Here is an 18,984-nt window from a genome sequence, read left to right on the forward strand (position 1 = left end):
CTTCGATGCCGGCGTGCGCGTGGGCGAGCGGCTGGCCGGCGACATGATCGCGGTGCCCCTCGGCGGCCCGTTACGCTTCGCGGTGGTGGGTTCACCGGGCTATCTGGCGGACCGGCCTGCGCCGGAGAGCCCGGCCGACCTTCCCGGCCATGGCTGTATCCGCCAGCGCTTCGCGGGCGGGAGCCTCTATCGCTGGGAGTTCGAGCGGGACGGACGCGACATCGCGGTGGCGGTCGACGGGCCGCTGATCCTCAACGACCAGGACCTCATCGTGCGTGCCGCCCTGGACGGGCTCGGACTCGGATTCGTGTTCGAGGACAGCGTGCGGGAGCACCTCGCCGCCGGCCGCCTCGTTCGCCTGCTGGCGGATTGGTGCCCGGCCTTCCCGGGGTTCTTCCTCTATCACGCCGGGCGCCGGCAGGTGCCGCCGCCCCTGCGCGCCTTCCTCGACCTGCTGCGCGAGATCGATTCTACGGCCAGACCTTGATGGCGAGCGGCCGCCGCACCAGGTCGCGGTCCGAGGTGATGGCGCAGCCCTCGGTGCGCAGGGTCACGTAGGTCAGGATCGCGCGGTCGCCGGTATCGTCGAAGTTGCGCCCCTGCGCGTCCGGATCGAGCAGGGACGGATAGGCGATGAGGCCGCCGGGGGTCTGGCAGGGATCGTCGTACAGGGTGGCGCCCGCCAGGAGCAGGCGCGGCTGGTCCCAGGCCAGGAGATCCCGCGAGGTCGTCCAGTAGAAGCCGGATTGCGGGAAGTCCCCGCCCGCCTTGGCCATGAAGACCGCGATCCAGGCGCCGCTCCCCCGGTGCCGCACCACCGCGCCGACCGGCGTCGGGAAGGGCGCGATGGGTGCGCAGGTGGCCGGGACCTTGATCGGGCCCGCATAGGGGTCCGGAAAGGCCGCGGTGAAGCCCGCTCCGGTCCAGGCTCGCCAGCGGCCCGGATCGGCCGGGTTGTCCGAGCGGAACAGGCAGACCCCGGCGGACTGGTCGCTGCCCGGCACGGTCCAGCCCGTGGTCGATGCCAGGAAGTAGCGCCAGCGGCCGTCCGCGAAGATGTTGGACGGGTTGAAGAAGCCGCGATGGCGGCCCTGGCCGGCCTCCTGGCGGAAGGGCGGCCCGGCCACGACCGCCGGCGGCGTCGCCCGGGTGAAGCTGCGCCCGCCATCCGCCGAGCCCGCCGCCACGAGGCTGTTGTACCAGCACTCCATGTAGACCTTGGACCGGCAGCGCCCGGGATGCTCGTTGGCGCGGTACTCGTGATGGATCAGGGCCGCGACGCTGCGCCCGTCCTCGGTCCAGGTCGCGGTGATCCAGGAGGCGTCGTCGTAGGCGGCCGGGTCGGCCTTGCCGCCCGATTCGAGCACGACCGCGCAGTCGAGCCTGAGCGCGTCGAGGCTCGGCCCCCGGAAGGCGCGGTTCCGGTAGTGCATGCCGAAGAGCGCGACGGCCCCCGACGCATCGCGAAAGGCCCGGGCGGAGGCGTCGGGCACGTCCACCCCGTCGCAGGCGTCCCGGGTCGCCTTGAACAAGGTCACCGCCGAGCCGACCAGGGTCAGGGCGGAGAGCGGCGGTTCGGACGCGGCGCGCGCAGGCCCGAGGCCGAGGCAGAGCCCGAGACAGAGACCGAGGGCAGTGAGGCGGAGGGGGCGCGTCATCGGGTGTGCCTGGACATCGGCCGAGGATTGCGTTTTGAACCGTTACACTCTGCTTGTCCGGCCGCGCATCGGGCCGGGCTTGTCCACACCGATCCGAATCCCGCGCCCCAATCCTCGCGAAAGCCCGCCATGCTGCTCCTCATCCTCGGCCTCGTGCTGTTCCTCGGCACGCATGCCTTCTCCATGGCGCGGTCGAAGCGTGCGAAGGTCATCGGCGAGGTCGGCGAGGGCCGTTACAAGCTCGCCTACACCCTGTCCTCCCTCCTGGGCCTGGTGCTGATCGCCTACGGATTCCACCTCTATCGCGAGGCCGGCTACATCGCGGTCTGGAACCCGCCGGTCTGGACGCGCCATCTCTCCCTGCTCCTGACGGCGCTCGCCTTCGTCGCCCTGGCCTCCGCCTACCTGCCGGGCCACATCCGCGCCCGGGCCAAGCACCCGATGCTGCTGGCGGTGAAGATCTGGGCCACCGCGCACCTGCTCGCCAACGGCGATCTCGGCTCGATCCTGCTCTTCGGCAGCTTCCTCGCCTGGGCGGTGATCGCCCGTATCAGCGCCAAGCGCCGGGCGCTCGCCCCCGGCGCCGTCGCCGCGCAGCATGCCGGCCCGGCCGTCGCCCCCGCCGGATGGCGCAACGACGCGCTGGCCGTGGTGATCGGTCTCGGCGTGTGGTTCGTCTTCGCCCGGTACCTGCATCCGCTGCTGATCGGCGTCGCCGCCTGGCCGGGCCAGGCCTGATCCCGGGCCTGCGCGACCGACGCGATCCGAAGCCGGTCGCCGAAGTCGGTCGCCAAGCCCGTGCGCCTGTGCTAGGCGCTGGGCCTTCCTCTTCATGCAGCGGCCGTCCGGGCCCCGGGCGGCGTGAGACCACATGGCCGAGAACAACGAGTTTATCCGCGAGGTCAACGAGGACTATCGCCGCGATCAGGTCGCTGAGATCTGGCGCCGCTACAGCGGCGTGATTATCGCGCTCGCGGTCCTCGTGGTGGCCGGCGTCGGCGGCTGGCGCTACTGGCAGCACGACCAGGGCGTGCGCGCGCAAGCAGCCTCTGAGCGCTTCGAGGTCGCCAACCGCCTCGCCCGCGAGGGCAAATCCGCTGAGGCCGACAAGGCCTTCGAGGCGATCGAGGCCGAGGCGCCCGCCGGCTACGCCCTGCTCGCCCGCTTCCGCTCGGCCACAGAGACGGCCAAGCGCGACCCGAAGGCGGGCGCGGCCGAGTACGACGCCCTGGCCAACGACACCAAGATCAGCACCGGCCTGCGTGACCTCGCGCGCCTGCGCTCGGCCCTCCTGCGCGTCGACGGGACCGACGCGGATGCCGCCCTCGCGACGCTCCAGGGGCTCGCTGCCCCGAACGGTCCCTTCCGCCACACGGCTCGCGAAATGCTGGGCCTCGTGGCCCTCAAGCGCGGCGATTTCGAGGGCGCTGGCCGCTGGTTCGACCAGATCAACGCCGACCCGCAGACGCCGCAGAATCTTCGCCAGCGCATCGAGGTCTACGCGGCCCTGGTGGCCGGCGGACCCGTCACCGTGACGGCGGCGGCGCCTGCCGCGCCGGCCGCACCCCCTCCCGTAACGCGCTGAGCACACCTGCTTCTCCCGTACGCCTGACTGAAACGAGCACACCATGGATATGCCGACCGTCGCGATCGTCGGACGGCCGAACGTCGGCAAGTCGACCCTGTTCAACCGCCTCGTGGGCAAGAAGCTCGCCCTGGTGGATGACCGCCCCGGCGTGACCCGCGACCGGCGCGAGGGCGACGTCAATTTCGGTGGTCTCGTCTTCCGCATCATCGACACCGCCGGCCTCGAGGAGGCCGATCCGGGCTCGCTGATCGGCCGCATGCGGGCTCAGACCGAGGCCGCGATCCTCGAGGCCGACGTGGTGCTGTTCGTCATCGACGCCCGCGCGGGCATCCTGCCGGCCGACCAGCCCTTCGCCGACATGGTGCGCCGGGCCGGCTGCCCCGTCATCCTCATCGCCAACAAGGCCGAGGGCGGCGCGGGCATGGCGGGCGCCTACGAGTCGTTCTCGCTGGGACTCGGCGACCCGATTCCGTTCTCGGCCGAGCACGGCGAGGGCATCGGCGAGTTGCACGACGCGCTGATCGAGAACCTGCCGAAGCGCGACGACGACGAGGAATACGACGACGATCCGCAGAATCGCTCGCTCAAGGTCGCCATCGTCGGACGTCCCAATGCCGGCAAGTCGACCCTGATCAACCGGATGCTGGGCGAGGACCGTCTGCTCGTCGGTCCCGAGGCCGGCATCACCCGCGATTCGATCTCCCTCGACTGGGAATGGCGCGGCCGCCGCATCAAGCTCCACGACACCGCCGGCATGCGCCGCAAGGCCCGCATCGACGACAAGCTGGAGAAGCTCGCCGTGTCGGACGGCCTGCGCGCCGTGCGCTTCGCCGAGGTGGTGGTGGTGCTCCTCGACGCGACGATCCCGTTCGAGAAGCAGGACCTTACCATCGTCGACCTGATCGAGAGCGAGGGGCGCTCGCTCGTCATCGGCCTGAACAAATGGGATCTGGTGGCGGACCAGAACGGTCTCCTGAAGAAGCTGCGCGAGGATTGCACCCGCCTGCTGCCGCAGGTCCGCGGCGTCGCGGTGGTGCCGCTCTCGGGTCTCGCGGGCGAGGGCATCGACAAGCTGATGCAGGCGGTCATCAACGCCGAGGAGACTTGGAGCACCCGCGTCTCCACCTCGCGGATCAACGACTGGCTCAGCGAGGCCCTCCAGCGCAATCCGCCCCCGGCGGTCTCGGGCCGGCGCATCAAGATCCGCTACGCCACCCAGGTGAAGAGCCGCCCGCCGCACTTCGCCCTGTTCGGCAACCAGCTCGACGGCCTGCCGAAATCCTACACCCGCTACCTCGTCAACGGCCTGCGCGAGGCCTTCACGCTGCCGGGCACGCCGATTCGGCTCTCCCTGCGCACCTCGAAGAACCCGTTCGACCGGGAGAACAAGGGCTGAGCGCGCGCATTCCGGCCGGAGGCCGGATGCGCCCTCAGCTTCCGCGCCCCCGCTTCGCCGCCGCCGTGGCGGTGCCGAGCGTCAGGCCGAAGGCCGCGGGATTGCTGCCCAGATAAGCGAAGACGTCGGTGGCGCCCTGCGTCACCGACGTGGGAATGGCGACCCCGTCCCAGTCGATGACCTGGAGCGTCCGCGGCGTTCCCGTATCGCCCGCGCGTTCCCGGGCGTAGGGCTCCCAGACGCCCCAGGCCGCTGCGTTCCAGGCCCGGTAAGTCCCGGCGATGAGCGGCAGCACGGCCATGAGGTTCGGCGCGCGGTAGACGTGCCGGCCCGGCAGTTTCTCCCAGGCGATCGTGCGGCCGGGTTCCAACAGCGCGAGGGCGCTGATGTGGATCATCTCGCCGATGGGCTCCTCATGCGGATGCATCCCCACCGTGCGGGTGCCGCGCCGACGGACCGGAATTCCCGTGTTGGGCAATGGCTCGGTCTGGTTGATGGCGCGGCAGGCCTGCGGGCGGACGGCATCCAGGATGCCCCAGGGCCGGTGGATCGGTGCCGTGACCATCGCGGGCGCGTCATACGTGACGGCGTTGGCGGGCGATGCCCCGGGGGCCGCGAAATCCAGCTTCACGTGGTCGATGAGGCGCCGCAGCATCCAATCGTAGGCGATGTCCTGGCGTCCGGTCCGGTCGCCAGACTTGTCCCAGTTCGCGTAGCCGCCGCCGATATCCGCGTGCGCGCCGGGAAACCAGACCTGCTCCACATGGGCGCCCGTGTATTTCTTGAACTTGGGCGTCTGCCAGAGGGCGGCCTCGAACGCGGTGCGGTGCTCGTCGATGGCCACGGCGTGGAAGCTGTTCTCGACGATCGAGGACAGCTCCGTGTTGTGGAAGGCGAAGCGCTCGGCATTGATCTTCTGGAGCAACTTCGTGGGGATGCCGAGGGCCCCCACCGTGTCGAAGACGCTCAATGATTTGACGATCAACGACCCGGGCGGGTGCATGAACGCTTGCAGCCTTTGCCAATCCCCGCAGTGACGGTCGTTCGGGCTCGTTCGGTAGTGCCGCCACGCCTCCTCCTCGCGCTGGGAGGTGCAGTTCTTGGCGGTCAGCAATCCGGTGGCGAACAAGTATCCGACGACGCTGCGGGCGCTGAAGGCGCCGCGCGAAAAGCCGATGGCGTGGATCTCGTCCCCGGGGCGGAAGTGCTTGCTGAGGAAGCGGTAGGCTTGCCGGATGTTGTCGTCGAGGCCCTCGCCGACGATGCCACCCGACAGCCTGTCGAAGGCGCCCGTTCCGACGCCGCTGTCGTAATACACGACGTACTCGGTCGCGCCCATCCGTCCCTGTACGACCGAGCCCGTGGCGGTGCTCCCGGGATCGGTCGGGACGGGGACGGTCGGAAGCGCCGTGACGCCGAGCTTCAGGCACTCGTGCAGCCTGACGACGTTCGTCGGCGGATTCGAGCCGTCATCCGAGTTCCAGGTTCCGTCGAGGAACAGGACGATGCGTCGTAACACGGTGTCGGGCATCGCCGATGACCTCCCGCCGAGCGTGGCTGACGATCAGAATGCAACCTTACGTCGGATCGGTCCAGCGGGAGGTGGCATTTTCATGCGATGCCGCGTTGCGAATCACGCACGATCGTTCGAATCCGATCGCGTGGGTCGATCAAGCGGCGCGGCTCGTCTCCGCGAGCCAGTCGACCACCGCGTCGAGGGCCTGACGGTTCGAGGTGTCGCCGTTACGCGTCTCCTCGAAGGTCGCGATCTGGCGGTCGGCGCTTGTGCCGTGCGTGAGGATGCTCCGGGCTCGCGCGACCTCCGGTTCGCAGCCGAGGGCGGCGGCATCTTCGGCGACGAGGGCGAGGAGGTTGTCCAGGGCCTGGCCGAAGGGCAACGCGGTCTCGCTCGCCTCGTCGATCAGTTCGGCCTCGGTGCCGCTGCGCTGGGCCCGCCACAGGTTCTCCTGGGCGAGCGCTCGCGAGACCCCGTCGAGACGGGCATTGAGGTCTGGCCGGCGCACCACGAGGCGCACGAGGCAGCGGTAGAGCGCCGCGATGGTGAGGGCGTCGTCCAGGCGGGTGCAGGAATCGGCGATCCGCAGTTCGAGCGTCGGGAATTTAATCGAGGGGCGCAGGGACCACCACAGGAAGCTCGCATCCTGGATCGAGCCCGCGTTGGTCATGATGCGGACGTAGCGCTCATGGGCGGCCGCGTCGGCGAAGAGGTCCGGCAGGCCGGTGCGGGGCAGCTCGCCGAAGGCGCTGAGGCGATAGGCGCTCAGACCCGTCGGCTTGCCCTGCCAGAACGGTGACGAGGCCGAGAGGGCAAGCAGCAGCGGCTGGTAGGGCAGGAGGCGGTTCATCAGGTCGACGCGCGCGTCGGGGTCCGGCACCTCCACGTGGACATGCATGCCGCAGATCAGGCTGCGCCGCCCGGCGAGGCCGACATCCCGCAGGATGCCACGGTAGCGGTCGCCCTTGGTGGGAAGCTGGCGGGCCCAGTCCGCGACCGGATGGGTTCCGGCGGCGAAGACCAGCAGACCGTGCTCGCGCCCGAGCTTCGCCAGCGCCGCGCGCTGGCGGGCCAGCACCTCGCGCGCCTGCGCGAAATCCGTCGCGGGTGGCGTGCAGACCTCGACCTGACACTGGAGCAGTTCGCGCCCGATCTCGGGCAGTTCCTCGCCGGCCTGGACGTGGAAAGGCTTCACCGAGCGGCGCGGCGTGCCGCGCGTCTCGGCATCCGCCAGGAAGTATTCCTCCTCGATGCCGAAGCGGTAGGGGGCTGAGGTCATCGGGAGCCTTGTGGAATGGTCGCTCCCCTCAACCCGTCAGGCGCCGGTTTGTGCCCGCGCGGGGCCGCCGACGAGCCAGGCCGGGTCGAACCAGCGGTCGGCCTCGCCGTCGTAGGGCAGACGGGTGATGTCCCAGTGCTGGATGTACCGGGCATAGACGTCCCAGACCGCGATGCCGCCGCCGACGTAGATGCGCCGCCCGGGATAGCGCGCCAGCACGGACTCCGGGTCCTCGTGGCTGCGGATGACGTCGATGGTGCGGTCCTTGAACGCGAACTCGGGCACCGACGCGATGGTCTTCGGCCCGGCGATCAGGACGTGGCCCATGGTGACGGCGAAGAACCGCGTCACGTCCTCGACGAAGAGCGGATCGGTGTTGCCCTCCCAGGGCAGGTGCCCGTTGAGGCCGAGCTGTCCGCGAAGGCCGATGGCGCAGATGCAGCGAACGTCGATCATGGGCTTCTCGGTCGGAAGGGGTCGGGACGAGCGCGGCCGGCGTCAGCTCGCCATCTGCGGCGTCAACACGCGATCGCTCGGGAAGTCGTAGATCTTGCCGGAGTCCGAAAACTCCGGGCTCGCGAGGCGCACGAAGTGCGGGGCGAGGTCGTCCGGGGTCTTCAGAGTCGTCTCGTCCTCGCCCGGCATCGCGGCCTTGCGCATCGCGGTCCGCAAGGGGCCGGGATTGAGCAGCATGGCGCGCACGTTCGTCGTCGCCGTCTCGGCCGCGTAGGTCCGCACCAAGGCGTCGAGAGCGGCCTTGGAGACGGAGTAGGGCCCCCAATAGGCCCGGCATTTCTGCGCGGCGCCCGAGGTCACGAAGATGGCGCGGCCCGCATCGGACATCCGAAGCAGCGGATCGAACGAGCGGATCAGCCGGTAATTCGCCGTGACGTTGATGTCCATCACCTGCGCCCAGGTCTTCGGCGTCACGTGCCCGATGGGCGTCAGGTTTCCGAGGATGCCCGCATTGCCCACCAGGATGTCGAGGCGCTTCCAGCGCTCGTGGATGCCGGCGCCCAGGCGGTCGATGGCGTCGAAATCCGTGAGGTCGAGGGGCACCAGGGTGGCACTGCCGCCGACGCCCCGGATGGCGTCGTCGAGTTCCTCGAGGCCCCCTTGCGTGCGGGCGACGGCGACGATGTGCGCGCCGGCCCCCGCCAGGGCGAGGGCGGCGGCGCGGCCGATGCCGCGCGAGGCACCGGTGACGACGGCGAGGCGGCCGGCCAGCGGCTGGGTCGGGTGGCTCATCGGGCGCTCAATCGGCTTCGGCGAGCATGGCGAGGCGGCGCGGCCCCGCGATGGCGAGGTCGGTCAGGGCGGTCGGGTAGTCGCCGGTGAAGCAATGGTCGGTGTATTGCGGGCAGGCCTCGTTGCGGCGCTCCTCGCCCATGGCCTTGTAGAGGCCGTCGATGGACAGGAAGGCCAGGGAATCGGCGCCGATGTAGCGGCGCATGCCCTCGAGGTCGTGGGTGGCGGCGAGCAGCTTCTCCCGCTCCGGCGTGTCGATGCCGTAGAAGTCCGGATAGGTGATCGGCGGCGAGGCGATCCGGAAATGCACCTCGCGGGCGCCGGCCTCGCGCATCATCCGCACGATCTTCACCGAGGTGGTGCCGCGCACGAGGCTGTCGTCGACCAGCACGATGCGCTTGCCCTCGACCACCGCCCGGTTGGCCGAGTGCTTCATGCGCACGCCGAGTTCACGCACCGACTGGGTCGGCTGGATGAAGGTGCGCCCGACATAGTGGTTGCGGATGATGCCCATCTCGAAGGGCAGGCCGGTCTCCTGGGCGAAGCCCAACGCCGCCGGCACGCCGGAATCCGGCACCGGGATGACCACGTCCGCCGCGGTGGCCGATTCGCGTGCGAGCTCGTGGCCGATGTTCTTGCGTACGGCGTAGACGCTCTTGCCGTTCACCACTGAATCCGGCCGGGCGAAGTAGATGTACTCGAAGATGCACGGGCGCATCGGCTGCGCCGGGGCGAAGCGGATCGACTCGATGCCCTCTTCGGAAATCACCACGATCTCGCCGTTCTCGACATCGCGGATGAACTTGGCGCCGATGATGTCCAGCGCGCAGGTCTCGGAGGCCAGGATGTAGCGGCCGTCGAGCTCGCCGAGCACCAGGGGGCGGATGCCCATGGGGTCGCGGGCGCCGATGAGCTTCTTGTTTGTGAGCGCCACGATGGCGTAGGCGCCCTCGATCTGGCGCAGGGCCTCCGTGAAGCGCTCGACGATGCGCGGCGCGCGGGAGCGCGCGGCCAGATGCAGGATCACCTCCGTGTCGGAGGTCGACTGGGTGATGGCGCCGTCGCGCACGAGATCGCGGCGAATCGAGAGGGCGTTGGTGAGGTTGCCGTTATGCGCCACCGCCAGGCCGCCGCTCGCGAGTTCTGCGAAGAGCGGCTGCACGTTGCGCAGGATGGTGCCGCCGGTGGTGGAGTAGCGCACGTGGCCAATGGCGGCAGGACCTTCGAGATGCTCGATGGTCGAGCGATCCGAGAACGAATCGCCGACGAGGCCGGGCCGGCGCTCGGAATGGAACACCTCCCCGTCGAAGGAGACGATGCCGGCGGCCTCCTGGCCGCGATGCTGCAGGGCGTGCAGGCCCAGGGCGACGATGGCGGAGGCATCCGGGTGACCGAAGATGCCGAAGACGCCGCACTCCTCGCGCAGCGTATCGCCGTCGCGGTCGAGACCGTCCACGACCTCGACAGGGGGGCGGGCGCTCGACTTGGCTACTGACATGGTGATGTCGTTCCCTGGTTGGCCCCGCGCGAACCCCACGCGGGCACCGTCAGACGACCGTCATGTAATCGGCCTTCGCGCCGCAACCAAGCGCGCGGCAACGCAGATCAGCGTCGCGGGGCGGGCGTGGCTGGCACTTCGGTGCGCCGCTGTGCCGGGACCTCGCCCTCGGGCGGCTCCACCGGGTCGGCCGGCGTCTCGCCCTTCGGCTTCTTGAACTGCTTGAGCAGACCTTCCGGATTCTCCGGCAGCTGGGCCACCAGGGCCTCGCCGGACTTCTCCAGCATCGGACGGCTGCGGGCCTCCGAGGCCCAGGGCGGCATCTTGCCTTGCACCAGCCAGGCCAGGAACACCCAGCCGATCACGCAGATCAGGAAGCCGCGCCCGGCTCCGAACAGGAAGCCCAGCGACCGGTCGATCGCGCCGATGCGCGAATCGAGAATCATGTCCGACACCTTCACGGTGAGGATGGACACCACGATCAGGGTCACGAGGAAGATCGCCGCGATCGAGGCCACGAGGGCGACGGTGGGGTTGCTCACGTGCTGGCTGACGGTGGGCAGCAGCAGCGGATGGAATTTCCACGCAATGGCGGCGGCGGCGACCCAGGCGATGATGGCGAGCACCTCGCGGGTCGCGCCGCGGACGGCAGCCAACAGCGCCGACACCACGACGATACCCAGCACGACGAGATCGAGAACGGAGAACGGCATCTCTGAGAAATGTCACTTCATGGGGCGGAGCGGCGACGATGATCGGATCGTGCGGCATCCCCCGGCCGCGGCCCTGTATATCCTGCGGAAACTCGGCCGTCACCCTGGCCTGGGCGGCCATCCGAGACCTGTTCGAGCGCAGTCCGAATCGCGGCGATCCCCTCTCCGGCGTTTCCTGCGGGAGAAGGGATCGCGCGAGGGCCGCATCAGTCGTCGTCGCCGTAATCCGGCGGGTTGTGCCCGCGCCGGGACGCGACCCGACGCGGGCCGTTGCTGGCGATCCCCGCCACCATGTCGGCGATGTGGCGCAGGGCCTCCGTCGTCAGGCCGCCGTCGCCGCCCTCGCCGCGCCCCTGGGGCATGACGGCCTTGGCGAAGCCGAGCTTCAGCGCCTCCTTCAGCCGGGCCGGGGCCTGCGCCACCGGGCGGACCGCCCCCGACAGCCCGATTTCGCCGAAATAGACCGTCTCGGGCGGTAGCGTCGCCCCGGAGAGGGAAGACACGAGGGCGGCCGCGACCGCGAGGTCGGCCGCCGGCTCCGAGATGCGCAGGCCGCCCGCCACGTTGAGGTAGACGTCGTGGGTGCCGAGCCTGATGCCCCCGTGGGCTTCGAGCACGGCCAGCACCATCGAGAGCCGATTCGGGTCCCAGCCCACCACGGCCCGGCGCGGCATACCCAGGGAGGAGGGGGCGACCAGGGCCTGGATCTCCACCAGCAGGGGCCGCGTGCCTTCCATGCCGGCGAAAACCGCGGTGCCGGGCGCCGCGTGGTCGCGCCCCGCCAGGAACAGCGCGGAGGGGTTCGGCACCTCGGCCAGACCCATGTCGGTCATCTCGAACACGCCGATCTCGTCGGTGGGCCCGAAGCGGTTCTTCACCGCGCGCAGGATTCGGAAGTGGTGGCCCTGGTCGCCCTCGAAGGAGGCGACGGCATCGACCATGTGCTCGACCACGCGGGGACCGGCGATCTGCCCGTCCTTGGTGACGTGGCCGACGAGGATCACCGCGGTGCCGCTGGTCTTGGCGAAGCGGATCAGGGTCTGGGCCGAGCCGCGTACCTGCGTGACCGTGCCGGGGGCGGATTCCACGGTCTCGGTCCACATGGTCTGGATCGAATCGATGATGGCCAGCGCCGGCGGGCGCCCCTGCGACAGGGTCTCGACGATGTCCTCGACATTGGTTTCGGCCGCGAGTTCGACTTGGGCCGAGGAAAGGCCGAGGCGCTCGGCCCGCAGGCGCACCTGGGCCACCGCCTCCTCGCCCGAGATGTAGACCACGCGCTCGCCCGTGCGCGCCATGGCGGCGGAGGCCTGCATCAGCAGGGTCGACTTGCCGATGCCGGGATCGCCGCCCAGCAGGATCACCGAGCCGCGCACGAAGCCGCCGCCGGTGACGCGGTCGAGCTCGTTGATGCCGGAGGGGATGCGCGGAGCTTCCTTCACCTCGCCGGTCAGGCCCTCCAGGGCGAAGACCCGGCCCCGCGCACGGCTCGGGCGCGTCTTGACCGGCCCGGCCTGCGGCCCGGTGGCGCCGGTCTCCTCGACGATGGTGTTCCAGCCGTTGCAGGCCTCGCAGCGCCCGCGCCAGCGGTTGTAGACCGCCCCGCAGGACTGGCAGACGAAGGTCTGGTGGATCTTGGCCATCGCGGTTCCGCTGAGGGGGGACGGTGCGACGTCGTCCGTCAGGCCGGCGTCAGGCGTCGTGTCCTGTCATATAATGGCGAACATAGCGAGAACCCAGGCCGGTGAGGATCTCGTACCCGATGGTGCCGGCGGCCCGTCCCACCGTGTCGACATCGAGGGCGTCGCCGATCAGGGTCGCGGATGTGCCGCGCACGGCCCCGGGGGCGTCGGTGACGTCGAGGATGATGAGGTCCATCGAGATCAAGCCGAGGATCGGGCAGCGTGCCCCGTCGACGAGGGCCATGCCGCGCCCGCTCGCGGCGCGGGGATAGCCGTCCGCGTAGCCCATCGAGAGCGTGGCGAGGCGCCGGGGTTCGGCCGCCCGCCAGCGGGCATTGTAGCCGCAGGTCTCTCCGGCGGAGACCGTGCGGACCTGGGCGATCTGCGCCTCGAGCCGCACCACCGGCCGCATCGGATTGGCCTTCCAGGGCGTCGGGTTTCCGCCGAACAGGGCGTAGCCCGGACGCAGCAGATCGTGATGCGCGGGCCCGCCCAGGTAGATGCCGGAGGAATTGGCGAACGAGCCCGGGATGCCGGGGTGGGCCGCGCGCACGCGGGCGAAATCCGCCGCCTGGCGCGCGTTGATGGGGTCGCCCGACAATTCGGCGCTGACGAGGTGGGTCATCAGCAGGGCGATGCCCGCGCGGGCGATCAGGGGATCGCCGGCCAGGGCCAGGGCCTCGGGCACGGGCAGGCCGAGGCGGTTCATGCCCGTATCGACGTGGAGCGCGGCTGGCAGGCGCCGGCCCGCCGATTCGGCCAGGGCCGCCCACTCGGCGAGTTCCTCGCCGCTGCCCAGGACGGGCCGGAGGTCGTGCGCGACCAGCGCCGGACCGAGGCCCGGCAGCAGGCCGTTGAGCACGTAGATCGTCGCCTCGGGCAGGGCCGCGCGGGCGGAGATTCCCTCACTCAGGTGAGCGACGAAGAACGTCCGGCACCCGGCCGCCCACAGGGCCGGCGCGACCCGGGCGAGCCCGCAGCCATAGGCGTCCGCCTTGACCACCGCCGCGCAGGCCGCATCCGGTGCCTGCGCGCCGAGGCGGCGCCAGTTCTCCGCGATAGCCGCGAGGTCGACGGTGAGGCGGGCGCCGTGGGTGAGGTCTTGAATCGCGAGATCTCCCTGACTGACGGAGCGCGGGCCGCGCATCACATGTGCTGCTCGGGCATGCGATCCGACTGCGCGAGGTTGGAGAAGCGCGTGATGTTGGCGTCGAATTGCAGTTCCACGGTGCCGGTGGGGCCGTGGCGCTGCTTGCCAAGGATCACCTCGGCCTTGCCGTGGACGCGGTTCATCTCAGCCTCCCAGGCGAAGAACTCCTCCGTTCCCTCGCGGGGCTTCTTGTTGTTGACGTAATACTCCTCGCGGAACACGAACATCACCACGTCGGCGTCCTGCTCGATCGAGCCCGATTCACGAAGATCCGCGAGCTGGGGCCGCTTGTCCTCGCGGTTCTCGACCTGACGCGAGAGCTGGGACAAGGCGATGATCGGCACCGCCAGCTCCTTGGCCAGCGCCTTCATGCCGGTGGTGATCTCGGTCATCTCCTGCACGCGGTTGTCGCTGCGCTTGCCCGATCCGGACAGCAGCTGCAGGTAGTCGACGATGAGGAGGTCGAGGCCCTTCTGGCGCTTCAGACGGCGCGCGCGGGCGGCAAGCTGCGCGATGGAGATGCCGCCGGTCTGGTCGATGTAGAACGGGATCGTCTGCATGTCCCGTGCGGCGTCGGTGATCTTGTAGAAGTCGGCCGGCTGGATGTCGCCGCGACGGATCTTGTAGGAGGCCACGCCCGATTGCTCGGCGATGATACGGGTAGCCAGCTGCTCGGCCGACATTTCGAGGGAGAAGAACCCCACGATACCGCCGTTCTTGGTCTCGGTGCGGCCGTCCGGCAGCTTCTCGGACTGGTAGGCCTTGGCCACGTTGAAGGCGATGTTGGTGACGAGCGAGGTCTTGCCCATAGCCGGTCGGCCGGCCAGGATGATGAGATCCGAGCGTTGCAGACCGCCCATCTTGGCGTCGAGGTCGGACAGCCCCGTGGCGATGCCCGAGAGTTTGCCCTCGCGCTGATAGGCCTTGGCGGCCATGTCCACGGCGGTGGTGAGCGCCTCCGAGAACTTCTGGAAGCCGCCGTCGTACTTACCCGATTCGGCGAGTTCGTAGAGGCGGCGCTCGGTGCCCTCGATCTGGTCGCGGGGCGAGGATTCCACCGGGGCCTCGTAGGCGCCGTTGACGAGATCCTCGCCGATGGTGATGAGCCGGCGCCGGATGGCCAGATCGTAGATGGTGCGCCCGTAATCGCCCGCGTTGATCACCGTGGTCGCCTCGGCCGCGAGGCGGGCGAGGTACTGCATCACCGTCTGGCCACCGAGATCGGCGTCGCCGAGATAGGTCTTCAGGGTGATGGGCGTGGCGAGCTTGCCACCCTTGATCAGGCTCGCTGCCACCTCGAAGATCTTGCGGTGGACATCCTCCATGAAGTGCTCGGCGAGGAGGAAGTCCGAGATCCGGTAATACGCGTCGTTGTTGACCAGGATCGCGCCGAGCAGGGCCTGCTCCGCATCGATGTTGTGCGGCGCGACGCGGAATTCCTGCGCGACGGGCTGAAGGTTGGCCGTCAGGGCGTTGGGCAGGGCCATGGTCTGTTTCGAGGCTCCGACTCGTCGATACCGTGTCCGCGCGGCGACGAGGCCGCCGCAGGGTTCTAGCCGCCGACCATGGCCCCGGCATGGTTAGCCGAACCTTAGCCGATTCGCGCTCACCCACCGTGGCATTCGCGCCACCCCCGCCCGGGTCAGGCCGGCCGGCATCCGCTCATGGAAACGCCCGCCATCCTCGCGGATGACGGGCGTCCATGCTGGAACAAATAGGGAACTAGTCAACCGGGAAAGCCGGCGATCCCCGCTGTTCACCGCGATTGAGCGCGCTTACTCGCGGTCGTCGCCGGCCTCGGCGAGGGCCGCACCGACCTCGAGACCGAGGTCGTCGAGGTTGAAGGCCTCACGCTCGGTGGTCGATTCGCCGCGGGCCTGACGCTCGGCCTCTTCCGGCGAACGGGCGACGTTGACGGTGATCGAGACCTCGACCTCGGGGTGCAGCACGACCGGGACGTTGTGCAGGCCGAGCGTCTTGATCGGCTGGTTCAGGGCGAACTGGTCGCGGCCGACCGTGAAGCCGTCGGCGGTGACGACGTCGGCCAGATCGCGGGTCGAGACCGAACCGTAGAGCACGCCGGTCTCGCCCGACTGGCGGATGAGCACGAAGCTCTTGCCCTCGAGGGTCTCGGCGACGGACTGCGCCTCGGACTTACGCTCGAGGTTGCGGGCCTCGAGCTGGGCGCGCTGGGTCTCGAAGTGCTTCTTGTTGTTGGCGGTGGCGCGCAGGGCCTTGCCGCGGGCCAGGAGGAAGTTGCGGGCGTAGCCCGGCTTCACGTTCACGGTCTCGCCCATCTGGCCGAGCTTGGCGACGCGCTCGAGGAGGATGACTTCCATGGTCTTGGTCCTTTGGTTCTACGGTGAGGATCAGGGTCGTCCGGCCGCGTCGCGGGGACGGCGGCGGTCGAGGGCGGTATCGGCGATGCCGAACAGGGTCAGGGCGAGGAGGGCGACGCCCTGGGTGAAGAACAGGATGAGGTAGAGGCCGAACAGCAGGGCGAGACGCCCGGGCCGCCCGCGGCTGCGGTCGTGGAAGGCGGCCAGCCCCTGCATCGCGAAGGCGGCGCTCAGCGCGCCCGCCACGGCGACGCCGAGGACGCCGAGGTAGCCGGGAGCCAGGCCGACGAGCATCGCGCCCGCCAGCACGCCGAGCACCCGGCGCGGCATCATCGTCGCGGCGAGGTCCGGCCAGGGGCGGAGCAGGCGCCCCGAGATGCGCACGATGCGGGCGGCGGCCCAGAGATAGAAGGTCAGCAGTACCGTGAGGCCGTGGGTGGCGAGGCCGGGCGCGATGGCGGCGAGCGCGTTGGCGACCTCGGTCCGCGTGGTCTCGGCCGGGTCCTGCGGGCCCGGCTCGGCCGGAGCTTCGGCGCCGGTCTCGGGCGCGGCCGGCTTCGGAACGGGAGCGCCCGGATTGGCGGCGCGGTCTGCCCGGACCTGGATCAGCGTCCGGGTCATGCCTCGGAGCTGGGACTGGAAGGTCTCGTAGTTCGGGGCCGCAATCACCGCGATCGCCACGAAGGCGAGGCCGGCGGTTCCCGCCGTCCAGGCGAGGAGCCGGCCGGTCGGGTACCATTCCATCGTGCCGTCGGCGCTCGCGCGGCCGAGCAGCGCCAGGTAGGCGAGCCACCAGGCGGGCAGGGCCAGATAGGCAAAGAAGCCGAGACCGAGGAAGGGTTGGACGACGACGGCGAGGGCCAGCGCCCCGGTGACGGCGGCGACCAGGGCGGCCCGGTGGCTCCAGCCGAGTCCCACGATCAGGATCGGGAGCGGGGCGAGCAGGTAGAGCAGGATCGCGAGCGCCGTCGCCTTCAGCAGGACGCCGAAGAGGAGGGCGGAGACGAGGCCCGCGCCGATACCGATGCCGAGAAACTGTGTCATTAATCCCGCTGTCCCACTGTCCCGGTCCGGGCAGGGTTAGAGGCGCTTGTCGCCCCAACGACTCCCGGCACCCGATCGGGAAAGCCGGTACGGACGCGCACGCCGGGCGTGCACGAGTGCCTCGGCCCGGACGATCCGGACCGAGGCGCGCGGTCTTACTTGATCACGTAGGGGAGGAAGCCGAGGAAGCGGGCGCGCTTGATCGCCTGGGCGAGCTCGCGCTGCTTCTTGGCCGACACCGCCGTGATGCGGGACGGAACGATCTTGCCGCGCTCGGAGACGTAGCGGGACAGGAGCTTCACGTCCTTGTAGTCGATCTTGGGCGCGTTCGCGCCCGAGAAGGGGCAGGTCTTCCGACGACGGAAGAACGGACGGCGTCCACCGCCACCACCACCACCGCCGCCAGCGGCGGGCGCACCGGGTCCAGCACCAAATGCCATGACTTAAGCCTCCCCGCCGAAGCTGCGCTCGGGGCGGTCACCCCGGTCGCCGCGATCACCACGGTCGCCGCGATCGCGGTCGCCGCCGAATCCACCACCACCGAAGCCATCGTCGTCACGACGACGGCCGCGCTCACGATCCTTGCGGTCGTCGCGGTCGCGCTTCTGCATCATTGCCGACGGCTCGGACTCGAGCTCTTCGACGCGGACGGTCATGAAGCGCAGGACGTCCTCGGAGATCTGCATCTGGCGCTCCATCTCGGCGAGCGCCGCCGGGGGGGCGTCGACGTTGAGGAGCGTGAAATGCGCCTTGCGGTTCTTCTTGATGCGGTAGGCGAGGGACTTCACGCCCCACATCTCGATCTTCTCGACCTTGCCGCCATTGGCTTCGATGACGCCCTTGTAGGTCTCGACCATGGTCTCGACCTGCTGGGCCGTCACGTCCTGGCGCGCCAGGAAGACGTGTTCGTAGAGAGGCATTAACGGGCCCTTCATATCCAAAGGGACCCGACGGCACGGGATACGTGCGGGAAAGGGAGCGTCGGGCCGGTTCGTACGCGAGATCGCCCGGCGCCAAGCCCTTCGAGCCGTTTGAAGGCCCGAGCGGTTGATCGAAGGCGGAGACACGGGACGACGGGAAAACCCATTTCAGGGTTCGGCCCTGTGCCGATGGAATCGGCACCGTCCGTTCAGCCCCCAGCCGGAGCGAACGCGAGGGGGTGCGCATAAAGGAGTTGTTCGCGATTGGCAAGTTCAGGATCGGTCACGTCGCGGCGCGCGACCGCCGAATTCATGAGCCCGACCGCTGCACGCTCACGAAATCAACGAAGGCCCTGAGGGGGCCGGGCAGGTAGCGCCGGCCGGGATAGTACAGGAACGGGCCGGAGAATGTCTGCCACCAGGGTTCCAGCACGGGTTCGAGGGCGCCGCTGTCGAGGTGCGGACGCAGCCAATCCTCGAACAGGGTGATGATCCCGGTGCCCGCCACCGCCGCCGCCACCGCGAGATCGGTGGCGGCCCCCACGCGCACGGTGAGGGGACCGCTCGGCTCGATGCGCACCACCTCGCCCGCGCGCTCGAACTCCCAGGCCGTCATGGCGCCGCTGGCGAAGCGGCCGCGGATGCAGGCGTGATCGAGGAGATCGCGCGGATGCGCAGGGCGTCCCCGGCGGTCGAGATAGGACGGCGCGGCGGCCGTCGCGTAGCGCTGGACCCGGGGACCGATCGGGACCGCGATCATGTCCTGCTCCAGCCGCTCGTCGTACCGGATGCCCGCGTCGCAGCCGGCGGCCAGTACGTCGACGAAGCCGTCCTCGGCGATCACCTCGAGACGGATGTCGGGATAGGCGGCGAGGAAGGGCGACACGATGCCGGGCAGGACGAGGCGTGCCGCGCTGACCGGCACGTTCAGCTTGAGTGTTCCGGCCGGGCGG

General features: G+C 69.8%; 19 protein-coding genes. 4 read left to right on the forward strand and 15 right to left on the reverse strand.

Going from position 1 to position 18,984, the window contains the following annotated elements; genetic code table 11:
• On the forward strand, nucleotides 1–487 hold a 487-nt coding region (locus MFF30_RS21280), incomplete at its 5' end, for a LysR substrate-binding domain-containing protein (protein ID WP_238281956.1).
• Here MFF30_RS21280 and MFF30_RS21285 read toward each other — a convergent pair.
• Nucleotides 471–1,658 carry a hypothetical protein gene (locus MFF30_RS21285; protein WP_238281957.1) on the reverse strand — a complete coding sequence of 396 codons (1,188 nt, stop codon included), beginning with the start codon at nucleotides 1,656–1,658 and terminating at the stop codon, nucleotides 471–473. The genes MFF30_RS21280 and MFF30_RS21285 overlap by 17 nt on opposite strands.
• A gap of 129 nt (nucleotides 1,659–1,787) precedes the next feature.
• Between MFF30_RS21285 and MFF30_RS21290 the strand changes: the two genes are divergently transcribed.
• From MFF30_RS21290 to der, 3 genes are all read left to right on the forward strand, one after another.
• Nucleotides 1,788–2,396: an NnrU family protein gene (locus MFF30_RS21290; protein ID WP_238281959.1), complete on the forward strand. Its 609-nt coding sequence runs from the start codon at nucleotides 1,788–1,790 to the stop codon at nucleotides 2,394–2,396.
• Between the two features lie 133 nt (nucleotides 2,397–2,529).
• Nucleotides 2,530–3,243: a tetratricopeptide repeat protein gene (locus MFF30_RS21295; RefSeq protein WP_238281960.1), complete on the forward strand. Its 714-nt coding sequence runs from the start codon at nucleotides 2,530–2,532 to the stop codon at nucleotides 3,241–3,243.
• Between the two features lie 43 nt (nucleotides 3,244–3,286).
• Nucleotides 3,287–4,642 (forward strand): ribosome biogenesis GTPase Der, encoded by a 1,356-nt coding sequence (gene der, locus MFF30_RS21300; protein WP_238281961.1) that lies wholly within the window; start codon nucleotides 3,287–3,289, stop codon nucleotides 4,640–4,642.
• A 34-nt stretch (nucleotides 4,643–4,676) separates the two neighbouring features.
• Here the strand turns inward: der and MFF30_RS21305 are convergent, their stop codons facing one another.
• From MFF30_RS21305 to MFF30_RS21370, 14 genes are all read right to left on the reverse strand, one after another.
• Nucleotides 4,677–6,173: a T6SS phospholipase effector Tle1-like catalytic domain-containing protein gene (locus MFF30_RS21305; RefSeq protein WP_238281962.1), complete on the reverse strand. Its 1,497-nt coding sequence runs from the start codon at nucleotides 6,171–6,173 to the stop codon at nucleotides 4,677–4,679.
• A gap of 139 nt (nucleotides 6,174–6,312) precedes the next feature.
• Nucleotides 6,313–7,437, reverse strand: coding sequence for a carboxylate-amine ligase (locus tag MFF30_RS21310; protein ID WP_238281964.1), 1,125 nt, complete (start codon nucleotides 7,435–7,437; stop codon nucleotides 6,313–6,315).
• 36 nt (nucleotides 7,438–7,473) lie between these two features.
• Entirely contained in the window at nucleotides 7,474–7,893 is a 420-nt protein-coding gene (locus tag MFF30_RS21315; protein ID WP_238281966.1) for a dihydrofolate reductase, read from the reverse strand.
• Nucleotides 7,894–7,935: 42 nt separating this feature from the next.
• Nucleotides 7,936–8,685, reverse strand: coding sequence for an SDR family NAD(P)-dependent oxidoreductase (locus tag MFF30_RS21320; protein ID WP_238281968.1), 750 nt, complete (start codon nucleotides 8,683–8,685; stop codon nucleotides 7,936–7,938).
• Nucleotides 8,686–8,692: 7 nt separating this feature from the next.
• Complete coding sequence (gene purF, locus MFF30_RS21325; RefSeq protein WP_238281970.1) at nucleotides 8,693–10,183, reverse strand: amidophosphoribosyltransferase; 1,491 nt, start codon at nucleotides 10,181–10,183, stop codon at nucleotides 8,693–8,695.
• A 107-nt stretch (nucleotides 10,184–10,290) separates the two neighbouring features.
• A complete protein-coding gene (locus MFF30_RS21330) occupies nucleotides 10,291–10,896 on the reverse strand; it encodes a CvpA family protein (protein WP_238281971.1) in 606 nt (201 codons plus the stop codon).
• Nucleotides 10,897–11,102: 206 nt separating this feature from the next.
• Nucleotides 11,103–12,539 (reverse strand): DNA repair protein RadA, encoded by a 1,437-nt coding sequence (gene radA / locus MFF30_RS21335; protein ID WP_238281972.1) that lies wholly within the window; start codon nucleotides 12,537–12,539, stop codon nucleotides 11,103–11,105.
• A 49-nt stretch (nucleotides 12,540–12,588) separates the two neighbouring features.
• Complete coding sequence (gene alr, locus MFF30_RS21340) at nucleotides 12,589–13,725, reverse strand: alanine racemase (RefSeq protein WP_238281973.1); 1,137 nt, start codon at nucleotides 13,723–13,725, stop codon at nucleotides 12,589–12,591.
• Entirely contained in the window at nucleotides 13,725–15,215 is a 1,491-nt protein-coding gene (locus MFF30_RS21345) for a replicative DNA helicase (protein ID WP_238281974.1), read from the reverse strand. Before MFF30_RS21345 ends, alr begins: the two co-directional genes overlap by 1 nt.
• A 288-nt stretch (nucleotides 15,216–15,503) precedes the next feature.
• Complete coding sequence (gene rplI / locus MFF30_RS21350) at nucleotides 15,504–16,067, reverse strand: 50S ribosomal protein L9 (RefSeq protein WP_238281976.1); 564 nt, start codon at nucleotides 16,065–16,067, stop codon at nucleotides 15,504–15,506.
• 30 nt (nucleotides 16,068–16,097) lie between these two features.
• Entirely contained in the window at nucleotides 16,098–17,111 is a 1,014-nt protein-coding gene (locus tag MFF30_RS21355; RefSeq protein WP_238281978.1) for a YybS family protein, read from the reverse strand.
• A 155-nt stretch (nucleotides 17,112–17,266) separates the two neighbouring features.
• Nucleotides 17,267–17,551 (reverse strand): 30S ribosomal protein S18, encoded by a 285-nt coding sequence (gene rpsR / locus MFF30_RS21360; protein WP_238281979.1) that lies wholly within the window; start codon nucleotides 17,549–17,551, stop codon nucleotides 17,267–17,269.
• A gap of 3 nt (nucleotides 17,552–17,554) precedes the next feature.
• Entirely contained in the window at nucleotides 17,555–18,031 is a 477-nt protein-coding gene (gene rpsF / locus MFF30_RS21365; RefSeq protein ID WP_238281980.1) for a 30S ribosomal protein S6, read from the reverse strand.
• A 310-nt stretch (nucleotides 18,032–18,341) separates the two neighbouring features.
• Nucleotides 18,342–18,984, reverse strand: a 643-nt coding sequence (locus MFF30_RS21370) for a LysR substrate-binding domain-containing protein (RefSeq protein WP_238281981.1), incomplete at its 5' end; no start/stop codon positions are given.

It is taken from the genome of Methylobacterium goesingense (genome assembly GCF_022179225.1).
GTDB classification, from domain to species: domain Bacteria; phylum Pseudomonadota; class Alphaproteobacteria; order Rhizobiales; family Beijerinckiaceae; genus Methylobacterium; species Methylobacterium goesingense.

Bases quoted from the DNA above. Each gene is read 5' to 3' on its own strand.
- MFF30_RS21285 (WP_238281957.1), bottom strand. From the start codon at position 1,658: ATGACGCGCCCCCTCCGCCTCACTGCCCTCGGTCTCTGTCTCGGGCTC.
- MFF30_RS21290 (WP_238281959.1), top strand. From the start codon at position 1,788: ATGCTGCTCCTCATCCTCGGCCTCGTGCTGTTCCTCGGCACGCATGCC.
- MFF30_RS21295 (WP_238281960.1), top strand. From the start codon at position 2,530: ATGGCCGAGAACAACGAGTTTATCCGCGAGGTCAACGAGGACTATCGC.
- der (WP_238281961.1), top strand. From the start codon at position 3,287: ATGGATATGCCGACCGTCGCGATCGTCGGACGGCCGAACGTCGGCAAG.
- MFF30_RS21305 (WP_238281962.1), bottom strand. From the start codon at position 6,173: ATGCCCGACACCGTGTTACGACGCATCGTCCTGTTCCTCGACGGAACC.
- MFF30_RS21310 (WP_238281964.1), bottom strand. From the start codon at position 7,437: ATGACCTCAGCCCCCTACCGCTTCGGCATCGAGGAGGAATACTTCCTG.
- MFF30_RS21315 (WP_238281966.1), bottom strand. From the start codon at position 7,893: ATGATCGACGTTCGCTGCATCTGCGCCATCGGCCTTCGCGGACAGCTC.
- MFF30_RS21320 (WP_238281968.1), bottom strand. From the start codon at position 8,685: ATGAGCCACCCGACCCAGCCGCTGGCCGGCCGCCTCGCCGTCGTCACC.
- purF (WP_238281970.1), bottom strand. From the start codon at position 10,183: ATGTCAGTAGCCAAGTCGAGCGCCCGCCCCCCTGTCGAGGTCGTGGAC.
- MFF30_RS21330 (WP_238281971.1), bottom strand. From the start codon at position 10,896: ATGCCGTTCTCCGTTCTCGATCTCGTCGTGCTGGGTATCGTCGTGGTG.
- radA (WP_238281972.1), bottom strand. From the start codon at position 12,539: ATGGCCAAGATCCACCAGACCTTCGTCTGCCAGTCCTGCGGGGCGGTC.
- alr (WP_238281973.1), bottom strand. From the start codon at position 13,725: ATGCGCGGCCCGCGCTCCGTCAGTCAGGGAGATCTCGCGATTCAAGAC.
- MFF30_RS21345 (WP_238281974.1), bottom strand. From the start codon at position 15,215: ATGGCCCTGCCCAACGCCCTGACGGCCAACCTTCAGCCCGTCGCGCAG.
- rplI (WP_238281976.1), bottom strand. From the start codon at position 16,067: ATGGAAGTCATCCTCCTCGAGCGCGTCGCCAAGCTCGGCCAGATGGGC.
- MFF30_RS21355 (WP_238281978.1), bottom strand. From the start codon at position 17,111: ATGACACAGTTTCTCGGCATCGGTATCGGCGCGGGCCTCGTCTCCGCC.
- rpsR (WP_238281979.1), bottom strand. From the start codon at position 17,551: ATGGCATTTGGTGCTGGACCCGGTGCGCCCGCCGCTGGCGGCGGTGGT.
- rpsF (WP_238281980.1), bottom strand. From the start codon at position 18,031: ATGCCTCTCTACGAACACGTCTTCCTGGCGCGCCAGGACGTGACGGCC.